The sequence below is a fragment of the Paenibacillus turpanensis genome (assembly GCF_011421635.1).
GTDB classification, from domain to species: domain Bacteria; phylum Bacillota; class Bacilli; order Paenibacillales; family YIM-B00363; genus Paenibacillus_AK; species Paenibacillus_AK turpanensis.
The window spans coordinates 113,489-125,704 of record NZ_WTLI01000018.1; the positions used below are offsets into that span (position 1 = coordinate 113,489).

The window sequence follows — 12,216 nt, forward strand, 5'->3', positions numbered from 1 at the left end:
GCATGGGCTTTACAATATATTTACCAAGAAAACCAAAGTGCCCCGAAGCTTTTCGGGGTCACTTTCTTTTTTTTAATGAGAAAGTAAGCCGTTTTTTCATGGTTCTGCCGTTGTTTCGGCATCCTAATCAGGACGGTAGTTTTCGTATGGCAATGGGTTCGTTTCGTGCTCGGAATCAATTTTCTTAATGATAAAGCTGAGGGAGAATGGTAATGGCAAAATATATTTTCGTGACAGGCGGGGTTGTATCTTCTCTGGGCAAAGGAATCACCGCAGCGTCGATCGGACGTCTGCTGAAAAACAGGGGGCTAAAAGTAACAATTCAGAAGTTTGATCCGTACATTAACGTCGATCCGGGCACAATGAGCCCATATCAGCACGGTGAAGTATTCGTTACTGACGACGGAGCGGAGACAGACCTCGATTTAGGGCATTACGAGCGTTTTATTGATATTAATCTATCCAAGAACAGCAACGTGACGACGGGCAAGATTTATCAATCCGTCATTACCAAGGAGCGCCGCGGGGAATATCTCGGGGGTACGGTCCAAGTCATTCCTCATATTACGAATGAAATTAAAGAGCGGGTGTTCCGTGCAGGCCGTGAAATGGGCTCGGACGTCGTTATTACGGAAATTGGCGGAACCGTCGGGGATATTGAAAGCCTCCCGTTCCTCGAAGCGATTCGTCAAATCCGCAGCGATATCGGCCGCGATAACGTGATGTACATACACGTTACTTTGATCCCGTATCTGAAGGCGGCCGGCGAAGTGAAAACGAAGCCGACCCAGCACAGCGTAAAAGAGCTGCGCAGCATCGGCATACAGCCGCATGTCATCGTATGCCGGACGGAGCATCCGCTGCAGGAAGACATGAAACGTAAAATCGCGCAGTTTTGCGATGTAGATAAAGACGCGGTTATTGAATGCGCAGACGCGGATACGTTGTATGAAGTGCCGCTCATGCTTCGCGAGCAATCTCTCGACGATATCGTGGTGCGTCATTTGAAGCTGAATGCCCCGCTTGCGGAGCCGGATATGACGGAGTGGACGCAGCTGGTGCAGAAGGTCAAATCGCTCAGCGCCAAAACGGAAATTGCCATTGTCGGCAAATATGTTGCATTGCATGATGCTTATTTGAGCATTGTCGAAGCGCTCGGTCATGCCGGAATCGACTGCAATACGGAAGTGGAAATCCGCTGGGTCAATGCGGAAGAAGTCACTGACGAGAATGTGGACGAGCTTCTTGGCGGCGTACAAGGGATTCTCGTGCCGGGAGGCTTTGGCGACCGCGGCATCGAGGGTAAGGTTTGTGCGATAAAGTATGCCCGCGAGCAGAAGATCCCGTTCTTCGGCATCTGCCTTGGTATGCAGGTTGCCGTTGTAGAATACGCGCGTACGGTAGCGGGTCTTGCTGGAGCAAACTCCTCCGAAATTAACCCGACTACACCGTATCCGGTTATTGATTTGCTGCCGGAGCAGCGCGATATCGAGGATCTTGGCGGCACGATGCGCCTTGGATTGTATCCGTGCAAGCTCGTTCCAGGGTCGCTTGCGATGGAGTGCTACGAGGATGAGCTTGTGTACGAGCGCCATCGCCATCGGTATGAATATAACAACGAATACCGTGATGTGATCGAGGCGGCAGGCTTGAAGGTGTCAGGCACCTCGCCGGACGGCCGTTTGGTTGAAATTGTGGAGATGCCGGATCATCCGTGGTTCCTCGCGGTACAGTTCCATCCAGAGTTTACGTCTCGCCCGAACCGCCCGCAGCCGCTGTTTAAGCAATTTGTGCGTGCGGCTTATGCGCAAAAGCATGAGGGGATTCTAAATTAATTATCATAAATTAGAAGGAATCCCCAGACGGGTAGCGAAGTTATAAAAAAACTGGGGATTGGGAGTGTTTCGATGACTGGGGATAAAGTGTTGATTGTTGATGACCAGAACGGGATTCGTGTTTTGCTCGTGGAAGTGTTCAGCAATGAAGGTTACCAAACGTTTCAAGCTTCGAACGGCAAGCTTGCGATCGACATTGTCCACCGCGAATCTCCGGATCTTGTCCTGCTTGATATGAAGATTCCAGGCATGGACGGATTAGAGATTTTGAAAAGCGTGAAGAGCATTAACCCGGATATCAAAGTGATTATGATGACGGCTTACGGCGAGCTGGATATGATTAAAGAGGCGACCGAAGCCGGGGCATTAATGCATTTTACCAAGCCTTTCGACATTGACGAGCTGCGGAATGCAGTAAATGACCAGCTTCGTCCGAACGGCGCTCCGAAGACAGCTTAGAATCCTGAAAAGGATTCTTTTTTGTTTCATAAGGATTGTGGTATACTTGGTGGGTACGATTTACGGAAAATCTAATACATATTGGAGGAATCGGTCTTGGCACTGGTATCTATGAATGAGTTTTTGCCTAAGGCAAAAGCAAACAAATTCGCGGTCGGTCAATTCAACATGAATAACCTGGAGTTCGCGCAAGCGATCGTGGAAGCGGCGATGGAGGAGAAGTCTCCGTTTATCTACGGTGTCAGCGAAGGCGCTCTGAAGTACATGGGTATCGAGTTTACAGTAGCAATCGCAGAAGCGGCGGCGAAGAAATCCGGACTTCCGATTGCTTTGCACTTGGACCATGGCAGCAGCTTTGAAGTGGCAATGAAGTGTATTCGTGCGGGCTTTTCTTCCGTTATGTTCGACGGCTCCCACTATTCCTTTGAGGAAAACATCCGCTTGACGAAGGAAGTTGTGAAAGCAGCGCGTGCAATGGGCGTTTCCGTTGAAGGCGAGCTGGGCACAATCGGCGGCGTAGAAGACGATATCAGTGTTGATGAGTCTGATGCAAACTTGGCCAAGCCTGAAGAAGCTATCCGCTTCTACGAAGAAACTGGCGTAGACTGCCTTGCAATTGCTGTTGGTACAGCGCATGGTATGTATGCCGGCGAGCCGAACATCCGTTTCGACATCATTGAAGAAGTGTCCAAGGCGATCCCTGTACCGGTTGTACTTCACGGCGGTTCCGGCGTACCGGACGAAATGATCAAGAAGTCGATCCTGGCGGGCGTAGGCAAAATCAACGTAAATACGGAGAACCAAGTAGCTTGCACGGAAACGATCCGTCAAGTGCTTGCGAAGGACGCGAAGGTATACGATCCGCGTAAATACCTTACTCCTGCAAGAGAAGCAATGAAGGCTGTTGTTCGCGAGAAGATCCAATTGTTCGGCAGCAGCAACCAAGCGTAATTATTTTCCTTAGACAGGAATTGTTGTCGGGATAGGCGCCTTCCTCGGGTGCCTTTCCCTTCTCTTCTTTTTTGAGCATACCTAGGGGGAATACGATGCAGGAGAAGTTAATTGTAGGCGGAGGCAGGCCGCTTCGGGGGACTGTTCAAATCAGCGGGGCAAAAAACAGCGCGGTGGCGTTAATTCCGGCTGCAATCCTCGCAGAATCACCGGTCATTTTAGACAATTTGCCGCATTTGAGCGATGTAGCGATTTATTCAGAACTGCTTCAGGAATTAAACGCGGGAGTTTCCCGCAACGAAGACCAAATGAATATCGACCCAACTCATTTGAAATTAAAGGAAATGCCGAATGGCAAAGTAAAGCTTCTAAGAGCCTCCTACTACATGATGGGTGCGCTTTTAGGGCGTTTTGGCAAGGCGGTAATCGGTTTACCGGGCGGCTGTAATTTTGAGCCTCGTCCGATTGATCAGCATATTAAAGGCTTTGAGGCACTTGGTGCAACGGTTAGCAGCGAAAACGGTGCGATTCGCATTGAAGCGAAGCAGCTTCGCGGCGCGAAAATTTATTTGGATGTAGTTAGTGTGGGCGCTACCATCAATATTATGCTGGCGGCGGCTCGTGCGAAAGGCACAACGATTATCGAAAACGCGGCGAAAGAGCCTGAAATTATAGATGTTGCAACACTATTGAATGCGATGGGTGCCAAAATTAAGGGCGCTGGCACGGAAACGATTCGTATTGAAGGCGTAGAGTCTATGCATGGAACGCGTCACTCCATCATTCCGGACCGTATTCAAGCCGGTACGTATATGGTGGCTGCGGCTGCGACTCGCGGCGATGTCGTAATCGACAACGTCATTCCGAAGCACATGGAGGCCGTAACGGCAAAGCTGCAGGAAATGGGCGTGCATGTGTACGAAATGGACGAGTCGATTCGCGTTATCGGACAGCCTGAATATGAGAGCATCGACGTCAAAGCGTTGGTTTATCCGGGCCTCGCAACAGATTTGCAGTCACCAATGACAAGCCTGCTTACTCAGGCGAATGGAGTCAGCATTTTAACCGATTATGTGTACAACAATCGTTTTCAGCATGTCCCGGAGCTTCAGCGAATGGGTGCTAAAATCCGAGTCGAAGGCCGTTCTGCCATTATTGAGTACAGCAAGCTGCATGCAGCCCGTGTGAAGGCAGCGGACTTGCGGGCGGGTGCTGCTCTGTTTATCGCAGGTTTATGTGTACAAGATGGATATACGGAAATTTCCGGCGTAGAATACATAGACCGCGGTTATCACCGTTTGGTTGAAAATCTAGCTGCGCTAGGCGCTGAGGTTTGGCGTGAAAATGCTCTTCCTAAGGAGAAAACGGCGCAGGGTTGATTTTATGAAATGTTGGAAATACTAGCTTTTTAGGGACTTATTGAACCCTTTATTCTAAACAGAGCGTGGTGGTACAGCCAATGGATTTGGATTTAGCGCAGCTAGAGGCGCTGAAGTTAACGGAATTATATAAACTGGCGAAGAAGTATCAGATTCCGTCGTACGGTACGATGAAGAAAAAAGAGCTCGTCTTTGCCATTTTGAGAGCCCAGGCCGAGCAGTCGGGCCTCATGTTTATGCAGGGTGTGCTGGAAATTTTATCGGAAGGCTTCGGATTCTTGCGTCCGATCAACTATTTGCCGAGTGCTGAGGATATTTATATTTCAGCCTCACAGATTCGAAAATTTGACCTGCGTACGGGCGACCTTGTATCTGGTAAGTGCAGGCCCCCGAAGGAGAATGAACGTTATTTTGGCCTTTTGCATGTTGAAGCGGTTAATGGCGAAAAGCCGGATGCCGCTGCAGAACGTCTCCATTTTCCCGCATTGACTCCCCTTCATCCCCAGCGCAGAATATCGCTGGAAACATCGCCTACCCAATTATCAACCCGGATCATGGATTTAATGACACCTGTCGGTTTCGGACAGCGCGGACTTATTGTGGCACCGCCAAAAGCCGGTAAAACACTCTTAATTAAAGAAATCGCTAACAGCATTTCGACAAATTATCCGGATATCGAGCTGTTCGTGCTTCTGATCGACGAACGTCCGGAAGAAGTGACGGATATGCAGCGGTCGGTAAAGGGTGAAGTGGTGGCGTCGACTTTCGATGAGCTTCCGGAAAACCATATTAAGGTTGCGGAACTGGTGTTGGAGCGTGCGCTTCGTTTGGTAGAGCATAAGAAGGACGTTGTCATACTGCTCGATAGTATTACGAGACTTGCCCGTGCCTATAATTTGGTGATTCCGCCATCGGGTCGTACGCTTTCCGGCGGTATTGATCCGAACGCATTTCATCGACCGAAGCGGTTTTTTGGTGCAGCTCGGAACATCGAAGAAGGCGGCAGCCTGACGATTTTGGCGACAGCATTAGTCGAAACCGGTTCGCGTATGGATGACGTCATTTATGAAGAATTTAAAGGTACTGGAAATATGGAGCTTCATTTGGACCGCAAGCTTGCTGAGAAGCGCGTATTTCCGTCGATCGATATCCGCCGTTCGGGAACACGTCGCGAAGAGATGCTTTTGTCCAAGGAAGAATTGGATAAGATTTGGAACATCCGCAAGAACATGCAGGACACACACGACTTCGTTGAAGGCTTCCTGAAGAAAATGAAGGATGCGAAGACGAACGAGGAGTTTTTGGCAACACTAGAATCAGGTTCGGGCGGAAGCGGTGGCGGCAGCAAGCGTGTGAAGACGCCTGCTTCCTAATTCATTGCCACATCAATCGCTGGCAGCATGGCGTAGGCTCAAGGGCAGAGTGCGTAGTAGTTTTTGCACTGCCTCAGGTCATTTACAATTTTAAGTGGCGCACTTTAGAAAACGTCTTGCTGTTTGCCCGAAGCTTTACGATAAGGAGAACGCCTCATGCATTTGGTATATGCCGATGCATCCGGACAAGTGTATGACCATCCGGAGCTGCTCGGTTTAGGAAGAAACGCGGAATTTTTATCGGAAATATTTGAAGAAGAGCTCATTCCATTGCCTGAAGGAGCAACCCTGGTAAGCCTGCCTCATACGCGCCCGGTCGGTATTGATCCCGAATCGGGAGATATGGTTCCGGTGCCGGGTGAAGTGAATGCGGTTGGCGCACTGCTTCCTCAGGGGTATACACGCCTGCTGCTGCCAGGGTATGTAAAGACGGACCGTGAGCAAAAGCTCCCCCTGTTCGGCTATACAGCTGTCGTATGGAAGGATAACTCCTTTTACGTGGCCGCAAGGCTAAGCGATGATCCAGAGCGTTGGAACCCGCGCAACTGTGACCCTGCGGAGCTTGAGGTTAGCGTAAAACGTCTGACCGAAAAATATCCGGAAAACCGGCTGTATGAGCATCTTTCCCACTGTGCCCTCGGATACGAATGCTTAACGGCATCGAATACGTTTTTGCAGCGCTGGGAAGGAGCGGTTCCGGTTTCGTTTTCTTGTAATGCAGGCTGCTTTGGATGTATTTCCGAACAGCCGGACGACAGCGGATTCCCGGCTCCCCAAACTCGCCTGAAGTTTAAGCCGAGTGTGGATGAGGTTGTGGAAATTATGCTTGAGCATTTGAAAACGGAGGACAGCATTATTTCCTTCGGACAAGGCTGTGAGGGCGAGCCTTCTACACAGGCTCCGACCATTATCGAAGCCATCAAGAAGGTGCGATCCATTACGCAGACGGGCTATATCAACATTAATACGAACGCCGGGCTGACGGATCATATTCGCGGGATCGTCGATGCCGGCTTGGATTTGATCCGTGTATCTACCATCAGCGCGCTGGACGATCACTACAATGCATACTACAAGCCTCGTGGGTATACGTTGAAAAATGTCGAGCGCTCGCTTCGTTATGCTGCGGATAAAGGGGTATTTTCCTCCATTAACTATTTGATTTTCCCTGGGGTAACCGATCGCGAGGAAGAGCTTGAGGCAATGATAGATTTTGCCAAGCGAACGGATTTGAAGCTGATTCAGCTGCGAAATCTCAATATAGATCCGGAAAGCTACTTGGAGCTTATCCCCAAGGCGCAAAGCGAAGCCATCGGAATGAAGCAGGCCATTGAAATCCTTGAGCGTGAACTGCCGAATACGATTATCGGATCGTTCACGCGTGTGCCGCCTCAAAAACGTCTCGTTACGTAAGGGCAGGAGCTCTATCAATTGGAACTTGCTTCAGATGAATTTAGCGTGCTATAATGTAATTCGTGTTTATTCACTCTGGGTACAAATGAGATCCAGGGCTAAGAGAGGTGAAGATAGCGATGAAAACTGATATTCATCCGCAGTACCATGTAACAACTGCTACTTGCGCGTGCGGTAACCAATTCGAAACAGGCTCCATTAAGCCGAACCTGAAAGTCGAAATTTGCTCCGCTTGTCACCCGTTCTTCACAGGGAAGCAGAAGTTCCTGGATGCAGGCGGTCGTGTGGATAAATTTAAGAAGAAATACGGAATCTAACAGATTCAAGAACGCCTTCCTTGGTCACCCTAATGACCAAAGGGAGGTGTTTTTTTTTATGAGCAGAAAACTGCACGCTTTATCTAAAGGTCTTTTAGCTGCTGTTCTTGTTCTTGGTTTGTCTGCTTGCGGTGAAGCTGCGGACGAGCATCCGGAATATGAAGGGTACGCTGATGACGGTTATTTGGGACTGTCGGATTCAAACCCGAATCTGCGGACAAACCCCGATCATCACAATTATCGCACCGACGTTCGATTGATGAAGGAAGCCTTGTCGGATTTGCACGTGGATGAAAATTCGGAAATTTTCGTCGATGGAGCCGATGCTTATGTGCGAATCGCCCTTCCGCAGCGGCTAAACGCGATGCAGCGCGAAACGCTCGTATCGGATGTAACGACACAATTACGCAGCTGGGTTCCCCGCTATAAATATCATGTGACGACGAATCAAGACGATAAATTGTTTAACCTAGGTAATGAGGGTACAGCTGCAAAAGAGGCCGCCGGACGGTAAGTTTTACCGCGGGTTGCCTTTTGCCCAAGCATGGGCTATACTTATATTCACCGTTGGTGTTGATGCCGGGTCCTCCGCAATGGATGCTCGCGAACCCGGTCAGGTCCGGAAGGAAGCAGCCGTAGTGAGATGTTTCATGTGCCGGAGGGAAGCCTGGTGGAGCCAGCGGCTTTATATTGGATAAGAAGAACACTTATTAACGCTAAGCTGCGTTACTAAGTGTTTTTTTGTTGTGTTCGAATAGTCATCGTTATTCTTTCAAAGGTTCCGTTTCAAATTGAAGGTGAACTTATAGTATAATGAATTCAATCATTGCCGGAGTTAGTTCTATTTTGGCACATACGAATTTCTTAAGCGGGAATGATGGGAGAGGATCGTTGACCCATGAACCATATTGCGTTATACCGGGCGTGGCGTCCTCAAACCTTTCAAGACATTGTAGGACAAAGCCACATTACTCAAACCTTGCAAAATTCTCTTGTGGAAGGCCGCTTATCACACGCTTATCTATTTAATGGACCTCGTGGTACAGGCAAAACAAGTGCGGCAAAAGTGCTGGCCAAGGCAGTCAATTGTGAGCGCGGGCCTGCTCCCGAGCCGTGCAATGAATGCGGGCCGTGTATCCGAATTACGACCGGAGCCGTCATCGACGTGCAGGAAATAGACGCCGCCTCGAACCGGGGTGTGGAAGAAATACGCGATATTCGGGACAAGGTAAAGTATGCTCCTACCGAAGTTCGGCGCAAGGTTTATATTATCGATGAAGTACATATGCTCACTACAGAAGCTTTTAATGCACTTTTGAAGACGCTGGAAGAGCCGCCTGAGCATGTGATGTTCATTCTTGCCACGACCGAACCGCATAAGCTTCCCGCCACGATTATCTCGAGATGCCAGCGATTCGATTTTCGGAGAGTGTCGTTGGAAGAGCAGGTTTCGAGGTTGCGCCGAGTTTGCGATGCGGAGAAGGTTCCGGCGGAAGAGGAAGCACTGCGTTACGTAGCGAGGCTTTCGGACGGAGGAATGCGGGACGCCTTAAGTATTCTCGATCAGTCGATCTCTTTTGCCCCGGATGGGGCGGTTCGTTTAGAAGAGGTCGTGCGGATGACAGGAGGCGTGGCGTCCGACCGACTGAGTGACTTGGCGCTTGCGCTTAAGCAAGGAGAAATGGCGCGGGTGCTCGAGCTTGTCGATACCTGGATGCAGGAAGGCAAAAGCGCGGAAAAATGCTTGGAGCAATCCTTGCATTTTTTCCGGGATGTGCTGCTGTTTCAAATGGTGCCTCCGAATTCGCCTGCTGCGGAACGGTTAAGCCCTGAGGCTCTTCAGCCCGTAGCTGAAGCGTATTCACGGGAGGAGCTTTTTGCAGCGATCGATTTATTCAACCGCTACTTAACCGAAATGAAATATGCGACGCATCCGCAAACGTTACTGGAAGTCGCACTCATGAAAGCTTGCACGGGAGCCGACATTAAGCCTCATGCGAAAGCGCAAACGGCATCTGTGGGCGGCCCTGAGCTGAACGCGCTGCTGGGCAGAATCTCCAAGCTGGAGGAGCAATTGGCCGCTGCATTAAAGGGCGGCGGTCTTGCCGCAACAGGGGCCGCCCCTGCAGCTAGCAGCAGAGAACGTTCCTCGCCTCCAACAGCACCGCGCTCAAAGCTCGATCTTGCGAAGCTGGAGGGCTTCATCAAAAACAAGGATGAAGTGCTGTTTAAGCAAATGCTCGGGAAATGGGCGGGCATTTTGCAGCAGGTGAAGGAGCGGCGCGTAACGGTACATGCTTGGCTCATGGATGGAGAACCGGTCTCAGCACAGGATGATGTGCTGCTGGTCGGCTTTAAAAATTCCATCCATCGGGAGACCACCGAAAAGCCGGCGAATAAACAGCTGATCGAGCAGGTGATATCTGAAACGGCAGGCAAATCGCTTCGTCTGATGACGGTCATGCTCAGGGATTGGAATGAAGTATCGTCCGGGGCTTCCAAGGAAGCGGAAAAGCCTTTTCAGCTGGAGCAAACTGATCCTGATGAAGGGGAAGGAAGCTCGCCGGATGGGCGGGAGCATAAGGAGCCCTGGATTAATGAAGCCATTCAAATGTTTGGTGAGGATTTAGTCGTAATTAAAGATGATGAATAGATGGAGGTTGTTTGAAGATGATGAGAGGCAATAACCAAATGCAGCAAATGATGAAGCAAGTGAAGAAGATGCAGGAACAGATGATGAAGGCTCAAGAGGAGCTGAACAACAAAACGGTGGAAGGTACTGCCGGCGGTGGTGTAGTTACTGTCGTCATGACGGGACAAAAGAAACTGGTTAACGTCGCGATTAAACCGGAGGCTGTTGACCCTGATGATGTAGAAATGCTTCAAGACCTCGTCCTGACAGCAGTAAATGACGCATTGACGAAAGCGGAAGAGCTGGCGAATCAAGATATGGGCAAATATACAGGCGGCATGAACATTCCGGGATTGTTCTAATCTAAAAGGAGATGCATCATTGTATTATCCGGAACCGATATCCAAATTAATTGACGCTTTTGGCAGATTGCCTGGCGTTGGCCCCAAGACGGCTGCGCGTCTTGCCTTCCATGTGCTTCGTATGCGTGAAGAGGAAGTTATGGATTTTGCCAAAGCGCTCGTAAATGTGAAACGCAATCTGCATTACTGCTCCGTTTGCTGCAATATAACCGATATTGACCCTTGCCGGATTTGCCAGGACAAGAAGCGGGATGCTTCGTTGATCTGTGTCGTGCAGGAATCAAAGGATGTTGTAGCCATGGAGCGCACCAAGGAATTTAACGGTTACTACCATGTCCTTCAGGGAGCCATCTCTCCAATTGAAGGTGTGGGGCCTGACGAAATTCGCGTAGCCGAGCTGCTTCGAAGGCTGAGCGATGAACAGGTGCAGGAGCTGATTTTAGCGACAAACCCGAATATCGAGGGAGAAGCGACAGCGATGTACCTTTCGCGGTTGGTCAAGCCGTTTGGACTGCGGGTAACCCGAATTGCACACGGTCTTCCAGTGGGCGGCGACTTGGAGTATGCGGACGAAGTTACTTTGACTAAGGCGCTTGAAGGGCGCCGGGAGTTGAATTAATATTTTGCACGGACAGCTTATATCAAAATAATAGTATCCTGCGGACCTTCGGGGCTGCGGGATTTTTTCGTTTTTGATCATATTTGGACATCCCCTTTTATATATCTAGAGATAGAGATGTACGGGCTCATGGCGGGAAAATTGCAGTCCGGGTTTAGAAAACCTAAGGAGGATGTCATGATGAATCTATGGTCGAAGCTCCGTGAAAAGTGGACAAGCGGGTCAAAGACAGAGGCGACGGAACGTCAACAGTTGGATTGGGAGCTGGTTGCACAGATCAAGCGGGCCCATGTGGAATGGACGATTGCGCAAAACCGTTTTGATATCGCCCTTGAAAAGGATGAGGTCGATTATGCGGTGTATGCGCTGGAGGCGGCGGAGAAACGTTATGAAATGCTGTTAAAGCAGGCGAAAAAGGTTCGCGTTTCGATGGTTGACCGGGAATCCGGCAAAGTGATGGGGGGAGGTGTGCCGCTATGAAATGGATTGCACTAGGAGTGCTTGTGTTATCGGCAGTGATCTTGGTTATGGTAGTTCTGCGTACGAAGCTTTCATATCGAATGTTAGGTTATGCGGTCATGAATCTGGCGGCTGCGGCAATCTTCCTCTATCTTATTAATTTGGCTGAAGGGTTCACTCATTTCAGACTGCCGATCAACGCTGCGACGGTTTTAACGGTAGGAATCTTAGGGGTTCCGGGCATTGCGCTGCTTGCTGCAGTGAAATGGTTCGTTGTCGGTTAGACAACGTTCCAAAAAATTCTTGTCGAAGAGTGTTGACTCGGCATTTGTCATTATGATATATTATTCAAGTCGCCGCTGAGACGGTTGACATCGAAGTGAAAAAGTGCTCCTTGAAAACTGAACAACGAGCGTT

13 protein-coding genes and 1 other RNA gene are annotated in these 12,216 nt (G+C 49.7%); all 14 read left to right on the forward strand.

Features of this window, described 5'->3' with window-relative positions:
* Window positions 1-212 precede the first annotated feature (212 nt).
* The 14 genes from GQS10_RS16860 (at window position 213) to GQS10_RS16925 (ending at window position 12,083) form a co-directional block, all read left to right on the forward strand.
* Complete coding sequence (locus tag GQS10_RS16860) at window positions 213-1,835, forward strand: CTP synthase (RefSeq protein ID WP_166244293.1); 1,623 nt, start codon at window positions 213-215, stop codon at window positions 1,833-1,835.
* A gap of 72 nt (window positions 1,836-1,907) precedes the next feature.
* A complete protein-coding gene (locus GQS10_RS16865; protein WP_166244295.1) occupies window positions 1,908-2,294 on the forward strand; it encodes a response regulator in 387 nt (128 codons plus the stop codon).
* A 96-nt stretch (window positions 2,295-2,390) separates the two neighbouring features.
* Entirely contained in the window at window positions 2,391-3,245 is an 855-nt protein-coding gene (fba, locus tag GQS10_RS16870) for a class II fructose-1,6-bisphosphate aldolase (RefSeq protein ID WP_166244297.1), read from the forward strand.
* A 95-nt stretch (window positions 3,246-3,340) separates the two neighbouring features.
* Entirely contained in the window at window positions 3,341-4,624 is a 1,284-nt protein-coding gene (locus GQS10_RS16875) for a UDP-N-acetylglucosamine 1-carboxyvinyltransferase (RefSeq protein ID WP_166244299.1), read from the forward strand.
* A gap of 80 nt (window positions 4,625-4,704) precedes the next feature.
* Complete coding sequence (gene rho / locus GQS10_RS16880) at window positions 4,705-5,997, forward strand: transcription termination factor Rho (RefSeq protein ID WP_166244338.1); 1,293 nt, start codon at window positions 4,705-4,707, stop codon at window positions 5,995-5,997.
* Window positions 5,998-6,153: 156 nt separating this feature from the next.
* Window positions 6,154-7,410, forward strand: coding sequence for a radical SAM family protein (locus GQS10_RS16885; protein WP_166244301.1), 1,257 nt, complete (start codon window positions 6,154-6,156; stop codon window positions 7,408-7,410).
* Window positions 7,411-7,529: 119 nt separating this feature from the next.
* Window positions 7,530-7,727, forward strand: a complete 198-nt coding sequence (rpmE, locus tag GQS10_RS16890) for a 50S ribosomal protein L31 (RefSeq protein WP_166244303.1) — start codon at window positions 7,530-7,532, stop codon at window positions 7,725-7,727.
* Between the two features lie 58 nt (window positions 7,728-7,785).
* A complete protein-coding gene (locus tag GQS10_RS16895; protein WP_166244305.1) occupies window positions 7,786-8,241 on the forward strand; it encodes a hypothetical protein in 456 nt (151 codons plus the stop codon).
* 63 nt (window positions 8,242-8,304) lie between these two features.
* Window positions 8,305-8,403, forward strand: an RNA gene (ffs, locus tag GQS10_RS16900) — signal recognition particle sRNA small type.
* A gap of 222 nt (window positions 8,404-8,625) precedes the next feature.
* The gene (gene dnaX, locus GQS10_RS16905; RefSeq protein WP_166244307.1) at window positions 8,626-10,380 is read left to right on the forward strand and encodes a DNA polymerase III subunit gamma/tau; all 1,755 of its coding nucleotides are present in this window, start codon (window positions 8,626-8,628) and stop codon (window positions 10,378-10,380) included.
* 20 nt (window positions 10,381-10,400) lie between these two features.
* A complete protein-coding gene (locus GQS10_RS16910; protein WP_166244340.1) occupies window positions 10,401-10,721 on the forward strand; it encodes a YbaB/EbfC family nucleoid-associated protein in 321 nt (106 codons plus the stop codon).
* A 19-nt stretch (window positions 10,722-10,740) separates the two neighbouring features.
* Window positions 10,741-11,340: a recombination mediator RecR gene (gene recR, locus GQS10_RS16915; protein ID WP_166244309.1), complete on the forward strand. Its 600-nt coding sequence runs from the start codon at window positions 10,741-10,743 to the stop codon at window positions 11,338-11,340.
* Window positions 11,341-11,520: 180 nt separating this feature from the next.
* Window positions 11,521-11,820 (forward strand): DUF2508 family protein, encoded by a 300-nt coding sequence (locus GQS10_RS16920; protein WP_166244311.1) that lies wholly within the window; start codon window positions 11,521-11,523, stop codon window positions 11,818-11,820.
* Window positions 11,817-12,083 carry a pro-sigmaK processing inhibitor BofA family protein gene (locus GQS10_RS16925; RefSeq protein ID WP_166244313.1) on the forward strand — a complete coding sequence of 89 codons (267 nt, stop codon included), beginning with the start codon at window positions 11,817-11,819 and terminating at the stop codon, window positions 12,081-12,083. The genes GQS10_RS16920 and GQS10_RS16925 overlap by 4 nt, the downstream gene beginning before the upstream one ends.
* The last annotated feature ends 133 nt before the right edge of the window (window positions 12,084-12,216 follow it).

What these genes read in the sequence shown, in the direction of transcription:
- GQS10_RS16860 (WP_166244293.1), top strand. Translation starts at nt 213, where the DNA reads ATGGCAAAATATATTTTCGTGACAGGCGGGGTTGTATCTTCTCTGGGC.
- GQS10_RS16865 (WP_166244295.1), top strand. Translation starts at nt 1,908, where the DNA reads ATGACTGGGGATAAAGTGTTGATTGTTGATGACCAGAACGGGATTCGT.
- GQS10_RS16875 (WP_166244299.1), top strand. Translation starts at nt 3,341, where the DNA reads ATGCAGGAGAAGTTAATTGTAGGCGGAGGCAGGCCGCTTCGGGGGACT.
- rho (WP_166244338.1), top strand. Translation starts at nt 4,705, where the DNA reads ATGGATTTGGATTTAGCGCAGCTAGAGGCGCTGAAGTTAACGGAATTA.
- GQS10_RS16885 (WP_166244301.1), top strand. Translation starts at nt 6,154, where the DNA reads ATGCATTTGGTATATGCCGATGCATCCGGACAAGTGTATGACCATCCG.
- rpmE (WP_166244303.1), top strand. Translation starts at nt 7,530, where the DNA reads ATGAAAACTGATATTCATCCGCAGTACCATGTAACAACTGCTACTTGC.
- GQS10_RS16895 (WP_166244305.1), top strand. Translation starts at nt 7,786, where the DNA reads ATGAGCAGAAAACTGCACGCTTTATCTAAAGGTCTTTTAGCTGCTGTT.
- dnaX (WP_166244307.1), top strand. Translation starts at nt 8,626, where the DNA reads ATGAACCATATTGCGTTATACCGGGCGTGGCGTCCTCAAACCTTTCAA.
- GQS10_RS16910 (WP_166244340.1), top strand. Translation starts at nt 10,401, where the DNA reads ATGAGAGGCAATAACCAAATGCAGCAAATGATGAAGCAAGTGAAGAAG.
- GQS10_RS16920 (WP_166244311.1), top strand. Translation starts at nt 11,521, where the DNA reads ATGAATCTATGGTCGAAGCTCCGTGAAAAGTGGACAAGCGGGTCAAAG.
- GQS10_RS16925 (WP_166244313.1), top strand. Translation starts at nt 11,817, where the DNA reads ATGAAATGGATTGCACTAGGAGTGCTTGTGTTATCGGCAGTGATCTTG.